Genomic DNA, 20,391 nt, shown 5'->3' on the forward strand with positions numbered 1-20,391 from the left:
GCTGAAACGATCAATGGGTGGCGGGTCCGTCACCGGCCTGGGTCGAGTCGAGCGGCAAGCGCGGCCATGCAGCGCCGGTCTGTCGGGGATTGTCGCAGCGGAAGTTGACGATACGGTGATGCCTGGCGAGTGCCCCGGGCACTGCCTGCCGAGGGGGCTGTGCTATGATTCGCGACCTTTTTCACAGCCATTGCTCCTGCCGAACATGACCAAGCGCGAAGCCCCCATCTACAAAGTGATCTTCCTCAACCAGGGCCAGGTGTTCGAGATGTACGCCAAACAGATCTACCAGAGCGATCTGTGGGGTTTCCTGGAAATCGAGGAATTCGTCTTCGGTGAACGCACCCAGGTCGTGGTCGATCCCAGCGAAGAAAAGCTGAAGGCGCAGTTCGAAGGCGTGACCCGCAGTTTCGTGCCGATGCATTCCATCGTGCGGATCGATGAGGTGGAGCGCCTGGGCACGCCAAAGATCAGCGAGGCCAAGGGCGGCGGCAATGTCATGCCGTTCCCCATGCCGATGCCGGAGCGGTAAGTTTCAGGGAAGTGGCGAGAAGGGTGTGCGTCCGTCGGCGGACTGCAGCTCCAGCAGGTATTTGCGGAAGATCTGGCCCAGTACCTGGGTAGCGTTTTCCAGTTCGTCGCGCTGCATCCGCGCAGAGACTTCGTCGGCCTCGTCCAGCGCATCCTCGGCGCCGTTGACCGCGGCCATCTTCAGCAGGATGTAGGCCTGCACGTTGTTGGCCGAAACACCTTCGCCGCGAGAGAACATCATCCCCAGCTTGTATTGCGCATCGGCGTGGCCCTGCAGCGAGGCCTGCTCGAAGTAGCTCAGCGCCTGGTTGAGGTCGCGGGTGGTGTTCTTGCCGTCGTAGTAGAACTCGCCCAGCTCGTATTGGGCCTGGGCATCACCGGACTGGGCGACCTGCTTGCAGCGGGTCACGGCGTCGGCGAGTTCTTCGGGGGACGTGTTCAGGGTGCAGCGGCCCGTGGTGGGGATCAGCAACGAGTTACCGCCTGCCGCGATGGCCAGCAGGGGCTGAAGTAGCAACAGGCAGCCCAGGGCGAGGGCGCGGCCGGCGCGGTTCATGGTGATCGACTTACCTCTGCAAAGCTGCGGCCAATGTGTCTGGTGGCACATTATGGGTTAAGCAGCGTCCACCTTACAAAGTCTTTACCAGAATTTCTGCCAATGAGGCGCAATTCGGTCATAAGGCTGTGGAGCTTTCCTACAAAGAAGGGGCGAAAGGCTTACAAGCCTGACGCCCCTTCTTTTATCTGCAACGCCTTATTTCAGGGCGGCAAAAGCCCGCTCGGCGGCGTCCAGGGTGATCTTCAGCTCGGTCTCGCCGTGGGCGATCGAGGTGAAGCCGGCTTCGAAGGCGCTTGGCGCCAGGTACACGCCGCCTTCCAGCATCAGGTGGAAGAAGCGCTTGAAGCGCTCGACATCGCTGCCCATCACGTCGTCGAAGGTGACGATATCGTCGGCACCGGTGAAGTACAGGCCGAACATGCCACCGGCCTGGGTGGTGACGAACGGTACGCCAGCGGCATCGGCGCGCTGTTGCAGACCATCCAGCAGGCGGCTGGTGAAGGCGCTCAGCTCGTCATGGAAGCCCGGACGGCTGATCAGCTTCAGGGTGGTCAGGCCGGCGGCCATGGCCAGCGGGTTACCGGACAGGGTGCCGGCCTGGTAGACCGGGCCCAGCGGAGCGATCTGCTCCATGATATGGCGCTTGCCGCCGAAGCAGCCGACCGGCATGCCGCCGCCGACGATCTTGCCGAAGGTCGACAGGTCCGGGGTCACGCCGTAGTGGGCCTGGGCACCGCCGAGGGCGACGCGGAAGCCGGTCATCACCTCGTCGAAGATCAGCACCACGCCGTGCTGGTCGCACAGGCTGCGCAAGCCTTCGAGGAAGCCTGGCGCCGGCGGCACGCAGTTCATGTTGCCGGCCACCGGCTCGACGATGATGCACGCCACTTCCTGGCCGACCTTGCCGAGCATTTCGGCAACTGCATCGATGTCGTTGAACGGCAGGGTCAGGGTGTGCTTGGCGAAGTCGGCCGGAACCCCGGCGGAGCTCGGTACGCCCTGGGTCAGCAGGCCGGAACCGGCTTTCACCAGCAGGCTGTCGGAATGGCCGTGGTAGCAGCCTTCGAACTTGATGATGCTGTCGCGACCGGTGAAGCCACGGGCCAGACGGATGGCGCTCATGGTCGCCTCGGTGCCGGAGCTGACCATGCGCACCATTTCCATCGACGGCACCAGCGAGCAGACCAGGTCGGCCATCTCGGTTTCCATGGCGGTCGGGGCGCCGTAGGACAGGCCGTGGGCCAGTTGCTTGCGGACCGACTCCAGTACGTCCGGGTGGCTGTGGCCGAGGATCATCGGGCCCCAGGAACCGACGTAGTCGACATAGCGCTTGTCGTCTTCGTCGGTAACGTAGGCGCCCTCGGCATGCTTGAAGAACAGCGGGGTGCCGCCAACGCTGCGGAAGGCGCGCACGGGCGAGTTCACACCGCCGGGAATATGTTTCTGGGCGCTGGCGAACAGGCTTTCGGAACGGGACATGGAAGTTCCTCGTAAATCAGAGACTGGAAAAAAGGGCGTTGAAGGCACGGGCGCGGCGCGTCACTTCTTGCGTGCTGTCGGCACCGAACAGACCGTGGATCACCGCCAGCAGGTCGGCACCGTGCTCGACCAGCGGCGCGGCGTTGTCCAGGGTGATGCCGCCGATCACTGCCACCGGCAGCTTGATCCGTGCCTTGGCCTGGCCGATCAGGGCGAGGTCGGCGGCGGGGGCGCCGGGCTTGGTCAGCGAATTGAAGAAGCGACCGAAGGCGACATAGCTGGCGCCTTCCTGGCTGGCCTGTTCGGCCAGCTCGAGTTGTGCGTGGCAGGTGGAGCCGATGATCGCGTCCTTGCCCAGCAAGGTGCGCGCCGGGGTCAGCGGGCCATCGGTCTGCCCCAGGTGTACGCCGACGCCCAGGCGCGCGGCCAGTTCGGCGTCGTCGTTGATGATCAGGCGGGTCTTGTAGCGCTCGCACAGGTCGCGCAGCGCCTCGGCCTCGCGCAGGCGCTGGGCCTGGTTGTCGCTCTTGTCGCGGTATTGCAGCAGGGTCACCCCGCCTTCCAGTGCGGCCTCGACATAAGGAAGAAACCGTCCGGCCAGCAACTGGCTGTCGGTGATGGCATACAAACCGCGTAGCTTCATTACAGGGGCCTCACAGCGAATCGTGCTTCAGGAGCAGAAGTCCAGGGGCAGGCGACGGGGCACATACTGGCCCTTGCCCAGTTGTTCGGCGTCGCGCAGGGTCCGCCAGGTGTAGTCCAGCGCCGTGCGCACCGCGCTGTGCAGTTGCTCGCCGAGGGCCAGGCGACCGGCCAGGGCGCTGGCCAGGGTGCAACCGGATCCATGGTAGCTGCCCGGCAGGCGCTGGCAGGTCCAGGTGTGGCGCTGGCCATCGCGGCTGTACAGGCGGTTGTGGATCTCGGTTTCGTCGCCATGGCCGCCGGTGATCAGCAGGTGCTCGACGTAGGGCAGCAGTTTCTCCGCGCATTCATCGGCCGTGCCTTCCGGCAGCTCGGCGAGGATGCGTGCTTCCGGCAGGTTCGGCGTGGCGATGGTGGCCAGCGGCAGCAGGCGTTCGCGCATGGCGTAGCCGACTTCGTCCTTGCCCAGGCGGCCACCGCCGCCAGCGCGCAGCACCGGGTCGCAGACCAGCGGCAAGTGCGGATGGGCACTGAGCAGTTCGACCACGGTATCGACCATTTCCAGCGAGCCGAGCATGCCGAGCTTGACCGCGGCCACCTCGGAATCGGCCAGGACGATATTGGCCTGGGCCAGTACCCACTCGCGGTCGAGCACGCGGAAGTCCTGGACATTGACGGTATCCTGCACGGTCAGAGCGGTCACGGCCGGAGCGGCGTGGCAGCCTTGCGCGATCAGGGCTTCGATATCTGCCTGCAGGCCGGCGCCGCCACTGGGGTCGTGGCCGGAGAGACAGAGGACAACGGGGCGGGAGCTGTAGGTATTCATAGGTGCGCGAGCTTACCACCAAACGCTTTTGGCGGAACGACCGCCGCGCGGGAGTTTTCTGTCCAGGTGATCAGGAATTTGTCTCATATATGCTGAAAGTGCCGTTCTAGAGCCTTTCTTGTCGAATTTGACCTCGCCGCTGGCAGTTCAATACCGCTATGCTAGAGTGCTTCGAAAATGACATCAGGCTCTGCCGGATCTCGTCGTCTCACAAGGACTGGGGCACCACGACGCGACCGTACAGGCCATGCTGGGGCTGTATGCGCTATTTGCTGATCGTTCTGCTGGGCTGCCTGCCCTTGCTGGCCGGAGCCGTCGACTTCGACGACTCGACCCGAAACCTGCCTCTTGGCCGCGTCATGCAGGTGTTCGAGGATGTCGATGGCAGCGCCTCCATCGACCAGGTCAGTTCACCTTCCTTTGCCTCCTTCAAGCCGCATGCTGCCGATGTGCTCAACGCCGGTTATTCGACCTCGGCGTTCTGGCTCAAGGTCGATCTGCGCTACGTCGCCATGCCCCTGGCCGCACCGCGTACCTGGCTGCTGGAGCTGGCCTACCCACCGCTCGACCACCTTGAGCTGTACCTGGCGGACGCCTCGGGTCGCTACCGCCTGGTCCAGCGCACCGGCGACGCCCTGCCTTACGCCAGCCGGCAGATCGAACAGGCCAACTACGTCTTCGAATTGCCGATGCAGCCGGACCAGGCCCTGACCGTCTACCTGCGCCTGCAAAGCGAAGGTTCGGTGCAGGCGCCGCTGAGCCTGTGGTCGACCCAGGCCTACATCGAAGCCCTGCCGGCGAAGATCTATGTGCTCGGGCTGATCTACGGCGTGCTGCTGGGCATGCTGGTCTACAACCTGTTCATCTATATCAGCGTGCGCGATATCAGCTATCTCTGGTACATCCTCTATATCGCCTCCTTCGGGCTTTACCAGCTCTCGGTCAATGGCGCCGCAGTGGCCTACCTGTGGCCGGACAGTCCCTGGTGGGCGAACGCCTCGACGCCGCTGTTCATCGGCGCGGCGGGGTTGTTCGGTTGCCTGTTCGCCCGCAGCTTCCTGCGCCTGGCCAGTCACAGCCGGGCCTTCGATCGGTTGTTGCAGGGGCTGGTGTTCTGCTCGGGGCTGGTCATGCTGATGGCGCTGTCTTCCAGCTATGGCCTGGCCTTGCGCCTGGCGACCCTGCTGGCCCTGGCCTTCACCCTGTGCATCTTTGCCGCCGGCCTGTTCGCCTGGTGGCGCGGGCTGCGGGTGGCGCGCTACTTCATCATCGCCTGGTCGGCGTTTCTGCTGGGCGGGCTGGTCAACACGCTGATGGTGCTCGGCCATTTGCCCAATGTGTTCCTGACCATGTACGCCAGCCAGATCGGTGCGGCGCTGGAGGTCTGCCTGCTGTCCCTGGCCCTGGCTGACCGGATCAATGCCATGCGCGAGGAAAAGGCCGCAGTGCTGCGCGAAGCCGGGCAGAAGCTGGAGCTGCTCAACCGCCAGCTGGCCCACAGCAATCAGCTCAAGGACCAGTTCCTCGCCACCGTCACCCACGAGTTGCGTACGCCGATGAATGGCGTGATCGGCTCTCTCGAACTGATGCAGACCCAGCCCATGAGCGCCGAGCTGGGCCAGTACCAGCACACCGCCAGTATCGCGGCGCAGAACATGCTGCGCATGGTCGACGACATCCTCATCCTCAGTGAGCTGCAGGCCGGGCACCTGGTGGCCCGGGTCGAATCGTTCAGCCTGCGCGGCCTGGTCCAGGAGCTGCGCACGCGCTTCATCACCCCGGCCATGGACAAGGACCTGCTGCTGCACCTGGATGTGGCCGACGATCTCGCCGACCGCCTGCTCGGTGATCGCCACAAGCTGGCGCTGTGCCTGGGCTACCTGCTGGACAACGGGATCAAGTTCACCCATCGCGGCGGGGTCAATCTCCAGGTCCGCGGACACGCCAGCCAGCACCTGCTGATGCTGACCTTCACCGTGCGCGACAGCGGCATCGGCTTTGTCGCTATCGACGACGCGCTGCTGTACCAGCGCTTCTTCCAGGTCGATGGCTCGATGAGCCGGGAATACGGCGGCCTGGGCATCGGCCTGGCGATCTGCCGCAAGCTCGCCGAATTGATGGGCGCGCGCCTGAGCCACAACTCGGTGCCGGGGCAGGGCAGCAGTTTCGAACTGAGCATCGCCCTGGCAGTGGCCGTCCCTCTGGAGCAGGGATATATCGCGCCGCGTTAGGCATTTTTGTCACTTTGTGTCGGGGGCGGGGCGTGATTCACTGGATTTTTCAGACACGTCCTATCGATCAGGAGCCCTCGGATGAACCTGCATCAGTACGCTGAAACCCACGAAGTGACCAACCAGCCGCCGTCCCTCGATGGCGCCAACCTCTACCGCCTCGACCTGCCATTGCAGGAGTGGGGCCGGCGGTACGGAGCCGGTTGGGCCGAGGCGCGGATCGAGGCGTACGGGGCGCTGGCTGGTGGGCCGCTGATGGAGGCGGGTTTCCTGGCCAACCAGAACAAGCCGCAATTCAGCAGTCATGACCGCTTCGGTCATCGCGTCGACCTGGTGGAATTTCATCCCGCATATCACCAGCTGATGCGCACGGCCATCGAACATGGCCTGCCCTCGCTGCCCTGGACCGATCCCCGCGAAGGCGCCCATGTCGCCCGGGCCTGCATGACCTACCTGCACAGCCAGGCCGAAGCTGGCAGCGGCTGCCCGCTGACCATGACCTTCGCTGCCGTGCCCGCCCTCAGGCTGCAACCCGAGCTGGCGCAGTACTGGCTGCCGAAGGTCCTCGCCACCGAATACGACCCGCGCAATATCGGCGACCGGCACAAGGCCGGGGTGACCATCGGCATGGCCATGACCGAGAAGCAGGGCGGCACCGACGTGCGCGCCAACACCACCCGGGCCTACCCTGTAGGCGCGCCGGGGCCGGGCCAGGCCTACGAGTTGGTCGGTCACAAGTGGTTCTGCTCGGCGCCGATGTGCGATGCCTTCCTTACCCTGGCCCAGACCGACAAGGGCCTGAGCTGCTTCCTGCTGCCGCGCCACCGCCCGGACGACCAGCGCAACCAGTTCTATATCCAGCGCCTGAAGAACAAGCTGGGCAACTGGTCCAATGCCTCCAGCGAAGTGGAGTTCCGTGGCGCCCTGGCCTGGATGATCGGCGAGGAAGGCCGCGGCGTGCCGACCATCATCGAGATGGTCGCCATGACCCGCTTCGATTGCATGGTCGGCTCCAGCGCGCTGATGCGCCAGGCCCTGACCCAGGCTGCACACCACTGCGCTCACCGTCAGGTCGGCGGTCGGGTGCTGGCCGAGCAACCGCTGATGCAGAACGTGCTTGCCGACCTGGCCCTGGAAAGCGAGGCGGCGCTGGCCCTGAGCCTGCGCATGGGCCAGGCCCTGGATCACCTCGATGATCCGCAGCAGGCGTACTTTTCGCGGCTGGTGACGGCGGTGGGCAAGTACTGGATCTGCAAGCGCGCCCCCGCGATGATCAACGAGGCCGCCGAATGCATGGGCGGCGCCGGCTATGTCGAGGACAGCATCCTGCCGCGGCTCTACCGCGAAGCGCCGGTGAACTCCACCTGGGAAGGCTCCGGCAACGTGCAGTGCCTGGATGTGCTGCGCGCCCTGTCCAAGGAGCCGGGTGTGCTCGACAGCCTGTTCATCGAGCTGGGTGACGGCCATGGCGACCGCCGCCTGGCTGCTCATATCAACGCGCTCAAGGCTGCCTTCGCCGACACCGGCGATATCCAGTACCGCGCCCGGCAACTGACCGAGGACATCGCCGTCGGCCTGCAGGCCAAGCTGCTGCTGGAGGCGGGCAATGCCACGGTCAGCGATGCCTTCATCGCCAGTCGCCTGGGCCAGGGCGGACGCGTCTACGGCACCTTGCCGCGCGGGCTGGACGTGGCCGCGCTGGTGCAACGCTCGACGCCGGCCCACGGCTTCTGAACGGCGCGTGCCTTTGTCATCGGATGTAGGCAAGATGGAAACCTGCATGTCAGACAGGAAGTAACCAGTGACCCGTTTTGATGAAGCCTTCGTTGTCGTAGAAACCGCCGAGCAAGCCGTCGATCGCCTGGCGGCCCTGCACGAAACCGCGACCGCCGCCCTGAGCCAGGCGCTCAAGCGCTACCTCAAGGACCGCACCGAGCCGGACGCCGACGAGCGTTCGCTGTTCCGTTATCCCGAGCTGCGCCTGCACTATCACCATAACGGTGAAGTCCCGGCGACCACCCGGGCCTACGCCAAGGTCCAACTGCCGGGCACCTACAGCGTGACCGTGACCCATCCGGCGGCATTCCGCGGTTATCTGCTGGAGCAGTTGCAGCCGCTGATGAAGGACTTCAACGTCAGCGTCGAAGTGGGCGTCAGCGAGCAGAACATTCCTTATCCCTACGTGGTCGAGCAGGGCGACGAACTGGCTGGCTCCGGCATCACCGCTGCGGCGCTGGCGCGGGTATTCCCCAGCACCGACCTGTCCGCCGCCACTGACGGCATCGCCGACGGCCTGTACGACTGGGGCACTGCCGAGACCCTGCCGCTGGCGCTGTTCGACGCGGCGCGGGTGGATTTCTCGCTGCGCCGCATCGTCCACTACACCGGCAGCGACTGGCGCCATGTGCAGCCATGGATCCTGCTGACCAACTACCACCGCTATGTCGACCAATTCATCAGCCACGGCCTGGAGCAACTGCGCGATGACCCGCGGTTCGTGCGCATGGTCCTGCCGGGCAACGTGATCATCGAAAAGGCCATGGACAACGGCGAAGCCCAGGCGCTGGTGGCCGGGGTGGTCTGGCACCGCTACCAGATGCCGGCCTACCACCTGATCGCCGCCGATGGCGACGGCATCACCCTGGTCAACATCGGCGTCGGCCCGTCCAACGCCAAGAACATCACCGACCACCTGGCGGTGCTGCGTCCGCACTGCTGGCTGATGATCGGCCACTGCGGCGGCCTGCGGCAGTCGCAGACCATCGGCGACTACGTGCTGGCCCACGCCTACATGCGCCGCGACGGCATCCTCGATCGCGTGGTGCCGCCGAATATCCCGATCCCGGCCCTGGCGGAAGTCCAGCTGGCGCTGCAGGAAGCGGCGGCGCAGGTCACCGGCGAGCGTGGCGACGAGCTGAAGAAGCGCCTGCGCACCGGCACCGTGCTGACCTACGACGACCGCAACTGGGAACTGCGCTGGGCCCAGGAGCGACCGCTGATCAACCTGTCCCGCGCCGTGGCGGTGGACATGGAAAGCGGCACCATCGCCGCCCAGGGCTATCGCCTGCGGGTGCCCTACGGCACGCTGCTGTGCGTCTCGGACAAGCCGCTGCACAGCGAGATCAAACTGCCGGGTTCGGCCAACGCCTTCTACAACCGGGCGGTCAGCCAGCATTTGAAGATCGGCATCGCCGCCCTCGACCTGCTGCGCACCGAACTGAACTCGCTGCACTCGCGTAAACTGCGCAGTTTCGACGAGCCGCCGTTCCGCTGAGGTTTCATGCCGTTACCCCCACGCAAGCCGCCGCGCCGCCCCGCGGCCAAACCCGCCGGTCCGCGACGCCCGCCCAAGGCGCCGCCGGCCGAGCCGCGGTTGATCCTGTTCAACAAGCCCTTCGACGTGCTGACCCAGTTCAGCGACGGCGAGGGGCGGGCGACCCTCAAGGATTTCATCGACGTGCCCGGCGTCTATCCCGCCGGCCGCCTCGACCGCGACAGCGAAGGCCTATTGCTGCTGACCAACGATGGCCAGTTGCAGGCGCGTATCGCCGACCCCAAGCACAAGCTGCCGAAAACCTATTGGGTGCAGGTGGAAGGTGAGCCGAGCGCGGAGCAGATCCAGCGCCTGCGCGACGGTGTCGAACTGAACGACGGCCCGACCCTACCGGCCCAGGCCCGCCAACTGGACGAGCCGGAACTCTGGCCGCGCAACCCGCCCGTGCGTTTTCGCAAAAGCGTGCCGACCAGTTGGCTGGAATTGATCATCAAGGAAGGGCGCAACCGCCAGGTGCGGCGCATGACTGCGGCGGTCGGGCTGCCGACCCTGCGCCTGGTGCGGGTCAGGATCGGCGACTGGACACTGGACGGGCTGGAGCCGGGCCAGTGGAAGGAAGTGCCTGCCAGGCGCTGACGCCTACTTGTTCATCTCGATCCAGGTGATCACCACGCTCTTGATGATGAACGCCAGGATGCCCAGGCCGAGCACGAAAAACAGGATGAAGGTGCCGAACTTGCCGGCCTTGGACTTCTTCGCCAGGTCATAGACGATGAAGCCCATGAAACCAATCAGGACGGTGACCAGGATGGTCATCATCCACTCTTCGAACAGCACAGGATCCATCGGTTTTCTCCGGCAGCGTGAGGCGCGGGATTATACGCCGCGTCTCAGCGCAGGTGGGTCAACGGCAGTTCCGTACTGGCCAAAACCTGATTCAGGACAAAACTCGAGCGTACGCTTGTGACACCCTCGATGCGGGTCAGGTGGCCGAGCAGCAGCTTCTGGTAGTGATCCATGTCCGGCACCACCACCTTGAGCTGGTAGTCGGCGTCCATCCCGGTCACCAGACTGCACTCCAGCACCTGTGGCAGTGTGCGGATCGCCGCCTCGAAGGTTTCGAAGCGCTCGGGGGTATGCCGGTCCATGCCGATCAGCACGTAGGCGGTCAGGCTCAGGCCGAGCTTCTTGCGATCGAGCAGGGCAACCTGGCGCGAGATGAAGCCGTCGTCCTCCAGTTGCTTGACCCGTCGCGAGCAGGGCGACGGTGACAACCCGATACGCTCGGCCAGTTCCTGGTTGGAGATGCGCGCATCGCGCTGCAATTCGGCGAGGATGCTCAGGTCGTAGCGGTCCAGCTTGCTCATGGATCAGGCCTTTTCTGTATGAATTGCTGACAATTATTAATATTTAGCAAAAAATTGCGCAAGTGGTGTTTATATCCGCAATCTTCGCAATCCTCTGCCGGCACGGTTTTCCTATTATTGTTTCCAGAATCACTGCCCGGACACATGTCCACGGCGACCTCCCCAATCAGGAGGGTCGCGGCCAGCAATCCCACAGGGTTGTGCTCGGCCCCCGGGCTACACACGGTCCACAAGACAGGTGTGAGGTGAGCCGGCGTCACAAGCGTCGAGCCAGGACAAAATTCTCGAAGGGCGGCCTAATGGTCGCCCTTTTTTAATGTCTGAAGTTTCATCTGGCGAGCGGAATCCTGCCTGCTAGAGTGGCGCAGTGAATATTCCTACATTGAACGAGGAGCAGCATGACCTTGCGTATCTGGCCATTGGTAGGTGTCGGCGTGCTCTGCCTGAGCCTGGGCGTCCATGCCGATGACGAGCGGGACCACCGTGGTCCCCAGGAATCCCGGGGTGGCGAGCAGCGCCAGCCAGGATCGCCGCTGGGGCAGCGTCCCGATGAAGTGCGACAGACCCAGCAGCCGCGTCAGGGGCACTACCAGGACATTCCCCGACGCAACGACGGCAACCAGCACTGGCAGACCGGCCCGCGCGGCGAGCAGCCGAACTGGGCGGGGCGGCCGTCTGGCGGAAATGGCTGGGGCCCCGGCCCGCAATACCGACCGGGTCACGCCATCGACCGTTTCCCTGATCGCTACTGGAAAGTGCCGTATCGCGGGCAGGACTACTTCTACTCGGGTGGCTACTGGTATCGCCCCCATGGTGGTGGCTACGTGGTCGTGACGCCGCCCTACGGCGTGCGGGTCAGCTACCTGCCGGACTATGCCCGGGAGATGTGGATTGGCGGGGCGCTGTTCTTCCTCGTTGCCGACACCTATTACCAGTACCAGCAGGACAGCCGCGAATACGTGGTGGTCAACCCGCCGCAAGTGCAGCAGCCGGTACCGGTACAGCAGGGCAGTGGCTATGACGTGATCGCCTATCCGATGCAGGGGCAGTCGCCGCAGCAGGTGGAGCAGGACCGTTATCAGTGCCATCGCTGGGCGGTGGATCAGAGTGGCTTCGACCCGTCCTACGCCAACCAGGCACCGCCGGCGCAGGTGGCCGACACCTATCGCCGGGCGATGGGGGCTTGCATGGCGGGGCGGGGGTATAGCGTCAACTGAGGATTTGCTGTGGCCTTCAGGGCCTCATCGCTGGCAAGCCAGCTCCCACAGGTATCGCATGCACCGCGGGCCCTGTGGGAGCTGGCTTGCCAGCGATAGGGCCCTGAAGATCACCCTCAAACCGGGTCTGCATGCACCAGCACTTCAGCCCGCGGATACTCCCGGCTGATCGCCGCCGAAGCCTCCACACACAGCGCATGCGCCCGGGTCAGCGGCAGATCCCCGGGCAACTCCAGATGCACCTGGACGAACCAGCGATCTCCCGAAACCCGGGTCCTCAGATCATGCGCCCCGACCACCCCCGGCACCGCGCAGACCAACGCCATCATCCGCTCGCTGACCTCCGGCCGCAGTTCCTCGTCCATCAAGGTCGAGAAACTCTCCCGGGCAATCGTCAGCGCGCTCCAGAAGATATACAGGGCAATCCCCAGCCCGAAGAACGCATCCAGTTGCGGCCAGCCAAAGGCCGCCAGCAGCAGTGCAACCAGGATGCTGCCGTTGAGCAGCAGGTCGGAACGGTAATGCAGGGAATCGGCGCGCACCGCCGTCGAGCCGGTGATGCGAATCACCCGGCCTTGGACCATCAGCAGTGCCACGGTCAGCGCCAGTGACAGCACCATCACCGCGATCCCCAGCCCGGTATCGCCGAGCGGCTGCGGATCGCGCAGACGCTCCACCGCCTGGCTGGCGATCAGCACCGCACTGACGCCGATGAACAAGGCCTGCGCCATGCCCGCCAGCGACTCGGCCTTACCGTGACCGTAGCGATGATCCTCATCCGCCGGCCGCAGCGCATAGCGCACTGCCAGCAGATTGAGCAGCGACGCGGCGCCATCCAGTAAAGAGTCGGTCAGCCCGGCCAGCAGGCTGACCGAGCCACTCCACCACCAGGCGATCGCCTTGCTGACGATCAGCACGCAGGCCACCGCCAGCGAGGCGCGGGTGGCCAGGCGCAGGAGGCGGGCGTGTTCGGCGGAGGGGGCGCTCATATCAGGCGGCAGGAACCAGACCGTACATGGCCAGTTGCTCGCTGCTGCCCTTGTGCTGGATCAGGCGTGGATCGTTCAGCGGCAGGCGCTGGCCCAGTTCGCTTTCGAGAATGGCCTGCAGACGTACGTTGTCCACCTTGCCGTCGGCGCCGATGGCTTGCTGGAGTTTTTCCGGAGCCACTTGCGCGGTGCTGCCGCCCGGCAGGTAGATGGCCCCGGAGGCGAAGTCGATGCCGAAGGCGATCAGGCCGGGGATCACGTAGAAGAGGATGCCGACGGCGTCGAGGGCGACGATCACCGGGTCGATCTTGCCTTCGATCTGGCCACGGCGATCCGGATAGAACAGGGTGCCGCAGGCCGTGAGCTGGGTCAGCAGGGCAGTGACCAGGATGCCGCCAGTGACACGGGAAGGAATACGCATTGAAAGTCTCCGCAAGGATAGCCGCAACGATACCGGCAAAAGGCCGGCTTCAGTGGATAAGACCATGATAGGGCAGGCCGGGTTCGCCGTTATACTCGCCCCACTGTTTGAGGGCTACCATGATTTCCTTACCGATTGATGCCGTACTGCCAGCATTGCGCGAAGCCCTGGTCGAACGCAATGAAGCCGTGCTCGAAGCACCGCCTGGCGCCGGCAAGACCACCCGCGTGCCGCTGGCCTTGTTGAACGAGCCGTGGCTGGCCGGGCAGACCATCCTCATGCTCGAACCTCGCCGCCTGGCCGCCCGTGCTGCGGCCGAGCGGCTGGCCAGCGAGCTGGGGGAAAAGGTCGGCGAAACCGTGGGCTACCGCATCCGCCTGGACAGCAAGGTCGGCCCGCGCACGCGGATCGAGGTGGTCACCGAAGGCATCCTCACCCGACGCTTGCAGGACGACCCGGCGCTGGACGGCGTCGGCCTGCTGATCTTCGACGAATTCCACGAACGCAGCCTCGACGCCGACCTGGCCCTGGCCCTCAGCCTCAATGGCCGCGAACTGCTGCGCGACGAACCGCCGCTGAAAATCCTGCTGATGTCCGCCACCCTCGAAGGCGAGCGCCTGTCCGCGCTGCTCGACGACGCTCCGGTCATCAGCAGCCAGGGCCGCATGTTCCCGGTGCAGATGCGCTGGGGGCGGCCGTTCCAGCCGGGCGAGTACATCGAGCCGCGGGTCACCGACACGGTGTTGCAGGCGCTCGATGAAGAGAGCGGCAGCCTGCTGGTGTTCCTCCCCGGCCAGGCGGAGATCCGCCGGGTGCACCAGTCGTTGCAGGACGCCCTCGGCGAGCGCCGTGACATCCTGCTCTGCCCGCTGCATGGCGAACTGGACCTGTCGGCCCAGCGCGCCGCCATCGAACCGGCGCCGACCGGCACGCGCAAGGTGGTGCTGGCGACCAATATCGCCGAGACCAGCCTGACCATCGACGGCGTGCGCGTGGTGATCGACGCCGGGCTGGCGCGGGTGCCGCGTTTCGATCCCGGCAGCGGCATGACCCGTCTCGACACCCAGCGCATCTCCCGCGCCAGTGCCACCCAACGTGCCGGTCGGGCCGGGCGCCTGGAGCCCGGCGTGTGCTACCGGTTATGGTCCGAGGCCCAGCATGAACAGCTCGCCGCCTACGGCACGGCGGAAATCATCCAGGCCGACCTGGCCGGGCTGGCCCTGCAATTGAATCGCTGGGGCGTGACCCCGGAGCAGCTGAGCTGGCTCGATCTACCGCCGGCGGCGGCCTACAGCCAGGCCCAGGACCTGCTGCGCCGGCTCGGCGCGCTGAACGACGAGCGCCTCACTGCCCACGGCCAGGCCATGGCCGAACTGCCGGCCCATCCACGCATCGCCCACCTGCTGTTGCGCGGCCAGGACCTTGGCCTCGCCGCCATGGCCTGCGATGTCGCCGCCTTGCTCGGCGAGCGCGACATCCTGCGCGGTGCCGGCGCCGACCTGCACAGCCGCCTCAGCCTGCTCAGTGGCGAGACCCGTGCCAACCGCGGCAGCCAGGGTGGCGTGCAGCGGGCGCGGCAACTGTCGCGCCAGTACCGCGGCTATCTGCGTGGCAAGCCCGGCGCGGCAGTCGCTGACGCGGATCATCCGCGCTGGCTCGGCGCCTTGCTGGCGCTGGCCTATCCCGACCGCGTCGCCCAGCAACGTCGTGCTGGCGGCGCCGAATACCGCCTGGCCAATGGTCGCGCCGCGCAGTTCGGCGAGGTCGACGCATTGATGAAGGAAGCGTGGCTGGTGGTGGCCGATCTCGGCAGCCGCCAGGGCCAGCGCGAAGAGCGCATCTACCTGGCTGCCGAACTCGACCCGGCGTTGTTCGACGAGGTGCTGGCCGAGCAGGTCAGCCTGATCGAACAGCTTGAATGGGATGAAAAGGAAAACGTCCTGCGCGCCGAGCGCCAGCGCAAGGTCGGCGAGCTGATCCTCTCTCGTGAGCCGCTGACCGGCCTCGATGACGACGCCCGCGCCCGGGCCTTGCTCGACCTGGTGCGGCGCAAGGGCCTGGCGTTGCTGCCGTGGACCCCGGAGCTGCGCCAATGGCAGGCGCGGGTCGCCCTGCTGCGGCAGCTCGACCTGGCCCAGGGCGGCGACAGCGAATGGCCTGACCTTGGCGACGAGGCCCTGCTGGCGACCCTGCCGGACTGGCTGCAACCCTATCTGGGCAAGGTCACCCGCCTCAGCCACTTCGCCAACCTCGACCTCTCCTCGATCCTGCGCAACCTGCTGCCCTGGCCGCTGCCCCAGCGTCTCGACGAATGGGCGCCGGTGCATATCGGCGTGCCGTCGGGTTCGAATATCCGCGTCGACTACAGCGAGCACCCGCCGGTGCTGGCGGTGCGCATGCAGGAGCTGTTCGGCCTGGCCGACACCCCGCGCATCGCCCAGGGCCGGCAGAAGGTCCTGCTGCACCTGCTCTCGCCCGCGCGGCGGCCGGTGCAGGTGACCCAGGATCTGGCCAACTTCTGGCGCAGTACCTATGCGGAGGTGAAGAAGGATCTGAAGGGGCGCTATCCGAAGCACTACTGGCCCGATGACCCGCTGGTGGCGGAGGCCACCGCGCGGGCCAAGCCACGCGGGACCTGATCTCGATTCGATGGGCTCAGTCACTCAAGGGCGGTTCTTTGGCAGAACCGTCCGAGACACCGGTGTTTCGAGTTTCCAGCACATGTCGAGCCGTCTGTTCGATGTAGTCGAAGACCTCTTCGCTGGTGACGTACTGGAACTGCTTGCGACGGTTTTTCGAAATGACGCCGTCATTCGACAGACACATCATCACTAATCTCGAAAGCTCGCTACCGCGTACGTCAAATCGCTCGTCGGTCATTTTGTAGACCACGTCGAAAGCCTCCAGAAACGCGGTTTCTTCACGCATGTCGACCTCCAGAGCCTGTCTGGCCATCTGGAGTGTAAACAGCACGCACGGTGTAGCGTCCCAATACCGGTAAAGGGCACTGGATCCCTTGAAGTCGAGGGTAACGGTGTCGGCATCGATCCAGCGCACATCCCAGAACTCCCTTGTCGGTCGCGAGAAGCTTTGCAGTGTTTCGAGATAGAGCAACTCGGCATTTTTCATTGCTACCGAGACGGGCAGAAGCAAGCCGTTTTCGAGGGCGCCAGCTCGACATAGGGCCTGATGGATGAGAAAGCGGGACAAGCGCCCATTGCCATCCATGAATGGATGAAGAAAGACGAAGCCGAATGAAATGATACCGGCTGCGATCAGCGGGTCGATTTGAGAGGGCGCGTCATTGGCAAAGCGCATCAGGCTTTCCATGAGCTCCCGGCATAGCTCGGGAGGCGGCGGCACATAGGTGATTCCCGCTGCCCCCCGCATTCCATTGGTTCCGAGATGGTTTTGTTGGTGACGGAAGGTCGCCGCCAGATCAAAGGGGTTCGTTACGGTGGAGTTTTGCAACCCGACCAGATAGTCCTCGGTCAGCGGCTGGCGGTCATGGGCTTGCCGAAGTAACTGGATAAAGCGCTTGGACTTGTCTTGCGTTGGGGCTTCGCGTTCGATTGCGAACGAGTCCTGGGTCTCGTGCAGATAGGCCCAGTTGATCGCCCGGTCCATCATCAGCGGAGGTAGTGAGGCAATGAATGCCTTGGCTCTGCCGAGGATGTCGTGGGTCAGCAAATCGGTAATCGCTACTGTGCGCTCGACAGTGACGCAGTAACCCGGTTCTCCAAGGCCATTGAACTCGACCCGCCATTTCGAGTTCCGGTTGCCGGGGCGTGTGATGTAGTGCTTGGGGTCGAAAAGCTGGACGAATCGTCCTTGTACAGGAGCGTGCTGTGTTATCTCCTGGCCCGTGAAGGTTTCCCAGAGATAACAGGCTTTGCGGATATAGACCCCGTTCGGAGAATGAGCAAGAGCTGTTTCGAGCTCGGCAGCAGGTATCTGCGGCAGCACTTGAGCGAGAAGCGAGAGATTCACGCCTTCATGTTTCAGGGCGAAGAGGGAGTTTCCAAGCAGGTCGTCCGGATCTGGCGCCATTTTCGATGGTACTGCCAGGGTAAGCCCGATTTCCTTGATTCGGGTAACTGGCTGCACAATGGCCGGGCGTCTTACCGGCAATGCCGTGATACCCGGTCGATCCCGCAGCACTGCATACCCTGCATATCGCATGAGCTTTTCCTCTCATTTGTTCTTTTTCGCCAGGATTTTCTTCACTGAGCGAAGAAAATCTTCAGTTATGGCGATTGTGCCTACTTTTTCTTCACTTTCCAGCAAGGCTGTGAAGAGGGGCGGACCAGGTGATCCGCCAGATAGCATGAACGAAAAGTAAAGCTCGGAAGAGGCTGAGGGGGTTGAGCAGGTGTCAGCCCGCTTCGGAGAAGTCGGCAACCTTGACGTTGCGACGCAGCCCGCCGGTCAGCACCAGCAGGTACACCAGGCCAATGGCGAACCAGCCCAGGCCGATGCTCAGGGTCAGGGCCGACAGGCTGGTCCACAGCCACAGGGTCAGGCCCAGGCCGACCAGCGGCACCAGGCCGTGCAGCAGCAGGCTCTTGCCTTCGACCTTGGCCAGCAGGTGGGTGCGCAGCACCGCCATGTTCACCGCCGAGAAGGCCACCAGCGCGCCGAAGCTGATCAGCGAGGCCAGGGTGCCGAGGTCGATGACCAGCGCCACCAGGGAAATCAGCGAGACCAGCAGGGTGGCATTGACCGGCGTGCCGAAGCGCGGCGACAGGGTGCCGAAGAAACGCTCCGGCAGCAGCCGGTCGCGGCCCATGCTGTAGATGATCCGCGATACCGCCGCCTGCGAGGCCAGGGCCGAGCCGAGGCTGCCGGCGACATAGGCGGCGGTGAAGAAGTTGGCGAGGAACTGCCCGCCGATCCTGACCATCACTTCGTTTGCGGCTGTGTCGGTGTTGTCGAAATGGCTGCCGGGGTAGGCCAGCTGGCTGAGGTAGGCGAGCAGGGTGAACAGCACGCCGGCGGCCAGGGTGGTCAGCATGATCGCCCGTGGCACGGTGCGGCGCGCGTCGCGGGTTTCCTCGGCGAGGGTGGACACCGCATCGAAGCCGAGGAACGACAGGCACAGGATCGCCGCGCCGGCCATCAGCGGGTTGAAGCCTGGCTGGCTGCCATCGCCGCGCAGGGGCGCCAGCCAGTCGATCGGGCCGCTGCCCAGGGTCTGGCAGGACAGCGCGACGAACACCACGATGAAGATGATCTGCGCGCCGACGATCAGGTTGCTGGCCTTGGCCACCGAGCGGATGCCCATCACGTTGAGCACCGTCACCAGGGCGATCGACGCCAGCACGAAGACCCAGGCCGGGATGGCGGGGAAGGCGATATTGAGGAACAGCCCGATCAACAGGTAGTTGATCATCGGGATGAACAGGTAATCGAGCAGCAACGACCAGCCGGCGAGAAAGCCGACATTCGGGCCGAAGGCGATGTTGGTGTAGGAGTACGCCGAGCCGGCCACCGGAAAGCGCTTGACCATGATCCCGTAGGACGCGGCGGTGAACAGCATCGCCAGCAGGGTCACCAGGTAGGCCCCGGCGGTACGGCCACCGGTGGTTTCGGTGACGATGCCGTAGGTGGTGAAGATGGTCAGCGGGACCATGTAGACGAGCCCGAAGAAAACCAGGGCCGGAAGGCCGAGCACGCGGCGAAGTTGATCGTCGCCAGCGGCCGCTGTCGTGGAGTGCTGCTTGGTCATGGATGTCCCTTTGTATTTTTTATAGGGCTGCACGCGCGAATCGCGAATGGATGAGGTGGCGATACCTGCCGGTGGGTCCGTGTTTGCGGCCTAGGCTAGCGGGGTGGACGGGGAAAGAACATTGCAGCGCTGCAAGGTGTTATTGCCGAATTGCCAGATTGGCTCTCCTGGATGTTGTTCTTTCGGGCCTCATCGCTGGCAACGCCAGCTCCCACATGCATTGGCGGTGTACTCGGTACCTGTGGGAGCTGGCGTTGCCAGCGATAGGGCCCGAAAGAGCAATCTCAGTCTCGATAACCCAACGCCGCCGAGATCTCCCGGCTCGCCGCCAGCAATGCCTGCAGGAATGCCTCCTGCGCCACCGGCGTATCCATCACCGCATCCGGCCCGGACAGGTTGATCGCCGCGGTGATCGCGCCACTGTGATCACGAATCCCGGCGGCAATCGCCGTTGAGTAGTCCGAGCGGTGCAGCACCCAGCCACGCTGGCGGTCCTCGGCAATCAGCTGCTGCAACTCCGGCAAGGTACGCGGTGCGGGCGGTGGGTAATCATCCAGGCGCACATGCTGGTACAGCTGGCTCAAGGCGCCCTCGCTCAACCCCGTCAGCAACACCCGGCCCAGCGCCGTGCCGTGGCAGGGCAGGCGGGTGCCGATGGGAATATTCACCGTCAGCCGTTGCGGGGCGAAGGCGCGGTAGACGTAGAGGCTGTCGGTCTGTTCGCGGATGCTCAGGTGGCAGGACAGCGAGGTGCGGTCGCGCAGGTCGTTGAGGTGCGGCATGGCCACTTCGACGATGTCACGGCTGGCGAGGTAGGCGAAGCCGTCGGAGATGACCCGGCTGCCCAGCTCGAAATCGCTGCGCCCGGCCTTGCGCAGGTAGCCCATGTCGACCAGGGTCTGGACGATGCGGTAGACCGCGGACGGGCTGATCTCCAGGCGCTCGGCCATGTCCTGCATGCTCAGGCTGCGTTGGCGGGCGTTGAACATGCCGAGGATGGTCAGGCCGCGCTGGAGGGCGGGGACGCGGTAGTCGAGGGGTTCGATGGCGGTCATGGATTGAAGTCCTGTGGTGGCTGGGACGGCCCTATCGCTGGCAATGCCAGCTCCCACAGGGTTCTGCGGTGT

Annotated in this window: 18 protein-coding genes; 7 read left to right on the forward strand and 11 right to left on the reverse strand. The window is 64.7% G+C overall.

All coding sequences use genetic code 11. From position 1 onward, the window contains the following. The first annotated feature begins 205 nt into the window (after positions 1–205). Positions 206–532 (forward strand): DUF1820 family protein, encoded by a 327-nt coding sequence (locus tag ACODSK_RS07845; protein WP_009394940.1) that lies wholly within the window; start codon positions 206–208, stop codon positions 530–532. A 3-nt stretch (positions 533–535) separates the two neighbouring features. Here ACODSK_RS07845 and ACODSK_RS07850 read toward each other — a convergent pair whose 3' ends face one another. The 4 genes from ACODSK_RS07850 to ACODSK_RS07865 all read right to left on the reverse strand — a co-directional run bounded on the left by ACODSK_RS07850 (position 536) and on the right by ACODSK_RS07865 (position 4,037). Continuing rightward, positions 536–1,087, reverse strand: coding sequence for a tetratricopeptide repeat protein (locus ACODSK_RS07850; protein WP_489015099.1), 552 nt, complete (start codon positions 1,085–1,087; stop codon positions 536–538). A 198-nt stretch (positions 1,088–1,285) separates the two neighbouring features. Then, positions 1,286–2,569, reverse strand: a complete 1,284-nt coding sequence (gene hemL / locus ACODSK_RS07855) for a glutamate-1-semialdehyde 2,1-aminomutase (protein WP_489015101.1) — start codon at positions 2,567–2,569, stop codon at positions 1,286–1,288. Positions 2,570–2,585: 16 nt separating this feature from the next. Next, positions 2,586–3,212, reverse strand: a complete 627-nt coding sequence (gene thiE / locus ACODSK_RS07860) for a thiamine phosphate synthase (protein ID WP_489015103.1) — start codon at positions 3,210–3,212, stop codon at positions 2,586–2,588. Between the two features lie 27 nt (positions 3,213–3,239). Then, the gene (locus ACODSK_RS07865; RefSeq protein WP_489015105.1) at positions 3,240–4,037 is read right to left on the reverse strand and encodes a hydroxymethylpyrimidine/phosphomethylpyrimidine kinase; all 798 of its coding nucleotides are present in this window, start codon (positions 4,035–4,037) and stop codon (positions 3,240–3,242) included. A 260-nt stretch (positions 4,038–4,297) separates the two neighbouring features. Here ACODSK_RS07865 and ACODSK_RS07870 point away from each other — a divergent pair, with 260 nt between their 5' ends. From ACODSK_RS07870 to ACODSK_RS07885, 4 genes are all read left to right on the forward strand, one after another. Beyond that, the gene (locus tag ACODSK_RS07870) at positions 4,298–6,268 is read left to right on the forward strand and encodes a sensor histidine kinase (protein ID WP_489015106.1); all 1,971 of its coding nucleotides are present in this window, start codon (positions 4,298–4,300) and stop codon (positions 6,266–6,268) included. 81 nt (positions 6,269–6,349) lie between these two features. Continuing rightward, positions 6,350–8,002, forward strand: coding sequence for an acyl-CoA dehydrogenase family protein (locus ACODSK_RS07875; RefSeq protein ID WP_489015108.1), 1,653 nt, complete (start codon positions 6,350–6,352; stop codon positions 8,000–8,002). Between the two features lie 67 nt (positions 8,003–8,069). Next, positions 8,070–9,542, forward strand: coding sequence for an AMP nucleosidase (amn, locus tag ACODSK_RS07880; RefSeq protein WP_489015110.1), 1,473 nt, complete (start codon positions 8,070–8,072; stop codon positions 9,540–9,542). Between the two features lie 6 nt (positions 9,543–9,548). After that, positions 9,549–10,178: an rRNA large subunit pseudouridine synthase E gene (locus ACODSK_RS07885; protein WP_489015112.1), complete on the forward strand. Its 630-nt coding sequence runs from the start codon at positions 9,549–9,551 to the stop codon at positions 10,176–10,178. 3 nt (positions 10,179–10,181) lie between these two features. On the opposite strand, the gene ACODSK_RS07890 is transcribed toward ACODSK_RS07885, so the two are convergent. Both ACODSK_RS07890 and ACODSK_RS07895 read right to left on the reverse strand, forming a co-directional pair. Then, entirely contained in the window at positions 10,182–10,388 is a 207-nt protein-coding gene (locus ACODSK_RS07890) for a DUF2788 domain-containing protein (protein WP_489015113.1), read from the reverse strand. A gap of 44 nt (positions 10,389–10,432) precedes the next feature. Continuing rightward, entirely contained in the window at positions 10,433–10,909 is a 477-nt protein-coding gene (locus ACODSK_RS07895; protein ID WP_489015115.1) for an Lrp/AsnC family transcriptional regulator, read from the reverse strand. Between the two features lie 398 nt (positions 10,910–11,307). On the opposite strand from ACODSK_RS07895, the gene ACODSK_RS07900 reads away from it, so the two are divergent. Next, positions 11,308–12,126, forward strand: coding sequence for a DUF6515 family protein (locus tag ACODSK_RS07900; protein ID WP_489015117.1), 819 nt, complete (start codon positions 11,308–11,310; stop codon positions 12,124–12,126). Between the two features lie 116 nt (positions 12,127–12,242). On the opposite strand, the gene ACODSK_RS07905 is transcribed toward ACODSK_RS07900, so the two are convergent. Beyond that, positions 12,243–13,115, reverse strand: a complete 873-nt coding sequence (locus ACODSK_RS07905; RefSeq protein WP_489015119.1) for a cation diffusion facilitator family transporter — start codon at positions 13,113–13,115, stop codon at positions 12,243–12,245. A 1-nt stretch (position 13,116) separates the two neighbouring features. Beyond that, a complete protein-coding gene (locus ACODSK_RS07910) occupies positions 13,117–13,536 on the reverse strand; it encodes a polyribonucleotide nucleotidyltransferase (RefSeq protein ID WP_489015121.1) in 420 nt (139 codons plus the stop codon). Between the two features lie 119 nt (positions 13,537–13,655). Here ACODSK_RS07910 and hrpB point away from each other — a divergent pair, with 119 nt between their 5' ends. Then, positions 13,656–16,175, forward strand: coding sequence for an ATP-dependent helicase HrpB (gene hrpB, locus ACODSK_RS07915; protein WP_489015123.1), 2,520 nt, complete (start codon positions 13,656–13,658; stop codon positions 16,173–16,175). Positions 16,176–16,191: 16 nt separating this feature from the next. Here hrpB and ACODSK_RS07920 read toward each other — a convergent pair whose 3' ends face one another. From ACODSK_RS07920 to ACODSK_RS07930, 3 genes are all read right to left on the reverse strand, one after another. Continuing rightward, positions 16,192–17,718 (reverse strand): Fic family protein, encoded by a 1,527-nt coding sequence (locus ACODSK_RS07920; RefSeq protein ID WP_489015125.1) that lies wholly within the window; start codon positions 17,716–17,718, stop codon positions 16,192–16,194. A gap of 193 nt (positions 17,719–17,911) precedes the next feature. Further along, a complete protein-coding gene (locus ACODSK_RS07925; protein ID WP_489015127.1) occupies positions 17,912–19,264 on the reverse strand; it encodes an APC family permease in 1,353 nt (450 codons plus the stop codon). Positions 19,265–19,548: 284 nt separating this feature from the next. After that, on the reverse strand, positions 19,549–20,319 hold the full coding sequence (locus ACODSK_RS07930; protein WP_489015129.1) for an IclR family transcriptional regulator: 771 nt from the start codon (positions 20,317–20,319) through the stop codon (positions 19,549–19,551). Between the last annotated feature and the right edge of the window lie 72 nt (positions 20,320–20,391).

Source organism: Pseudomonas sp. FG98 (assembly GCF_057808595.1).

Coding starts and splice junctions, on each gene's coding strand:
- ACODSK_RS07920 (WP_489015125.1), bottom strand. CDS start 17,718: ATGCGATATGCAGGGTATGCAGTGCTGCGGGATCGACCGGGTATCACG.
- ACODSK_RS07885 (WP_489015112.1), top strand. CDS start 9,549: ATGCCGTTACCCCCACGCAAGCCGCCGCGCCGCCCCGCGGCCAAACCC.
- ACODSK_RS07930 (WP_489015129.1), bottom strand. CDS start 20,319: ATGACCGCCATCGAACCCCTCGACTACCGCGTCCCCGCCCTCCAGCGC.
- hemL (WP_489015101.1), bottom strand. CDS start 2,569: ATGTCCCGTTCCGAAAGCCTGTTCGCCAGCGCCCAGAAACATATTCCC.
- ACODSK_RS07890 (WP_489015113.1), bottom strand. CDS start 10,388: ATGGATCCTGTGCTGTTCGAAGAGTGGATGATGACCATCCTGGTCACC.
- ACODSK_RS07895 (WP_489015115.1), bottom strand. CDS start 10,909: ATGAGCAAGCTGGACCGCTACGACCTGAGCATCCTCGCCGAATTGCAG.
- ACODSK_RS07845 (WP_009394940.1), top strand. CDS start 206: ATGACCAAGCGCGAAGCCCCCATCTACAAAGTGATCTTCCTCAACCAG.
- hrpB (WP_489015123.1), top strand. CDS start 13,656: ATGATTTCCTTACCGATTGATGCCGTACTGCCAGCATTGCGCGAAGCC.
- thiE (WP_489015103.1), bottom strand. CDS start 3,212: ATGAAGCTACGCGGTTTGTATGCCATCACCGACAGCCAGTTGCTGGCC.
- ACODSK_RS07865 (WP_489015105.1), bottom strand. CDS start 4,037: ATGAATACCTACAGCTCCCGCCCCGTTGTCCTCTGTCTCTCCGGCCAC.
- ACODSK_RS07900 (WP_489015117.1), top strand. CDS start 11,308: ATGACCTTGCGTATCTGGCCATTGGTAGGTGTCGGCGTGCTCTGCCTG.
- ACODSK_RS07925 (WP_489015127.1), bottom strand. CDS start 19,264: ATGACCAAGCAGCACTCCACGACAGCGGCCGCTGGCGACGATCAACTT.
- ACODSK_RS07870 (WP_489015106.1), top strand. CDS start 4,298: ATGCGCTATTTGCTGATCGTTCTGCTGGGCTGCCTGCCCTTGCTGGCC.
- ACODSK_RS07905 (WP_489015119.1), bottom strand. CDS start 13,115: ATGAGCGCCCCCTCCGCCGAACACGCCCGCCTCCTGCGCCTGGCCACC.
- ACODSK_RS07875 (WP_489015108.1), top strand. CDS start 6,350: ATGAACCTGCATCAGTACGCTGAAACCCACGAAGTGACCAACCAGCCG.
- ACODSK_RS07910 (WP_489015121.1), bottom strand. CDS start 13,536: ATGCGTATTCCTTCCCGTGTCACTGGCGGCATCCTGGTCACTGCCCTG.
- ACODSK_RS07850 (WP_489015099.1), bottom strand. CDS start 1,087: ATGAACCGCGCCGGCCGCGCCCTCGCCCTGGGCTGCCTGTTGCTACTT.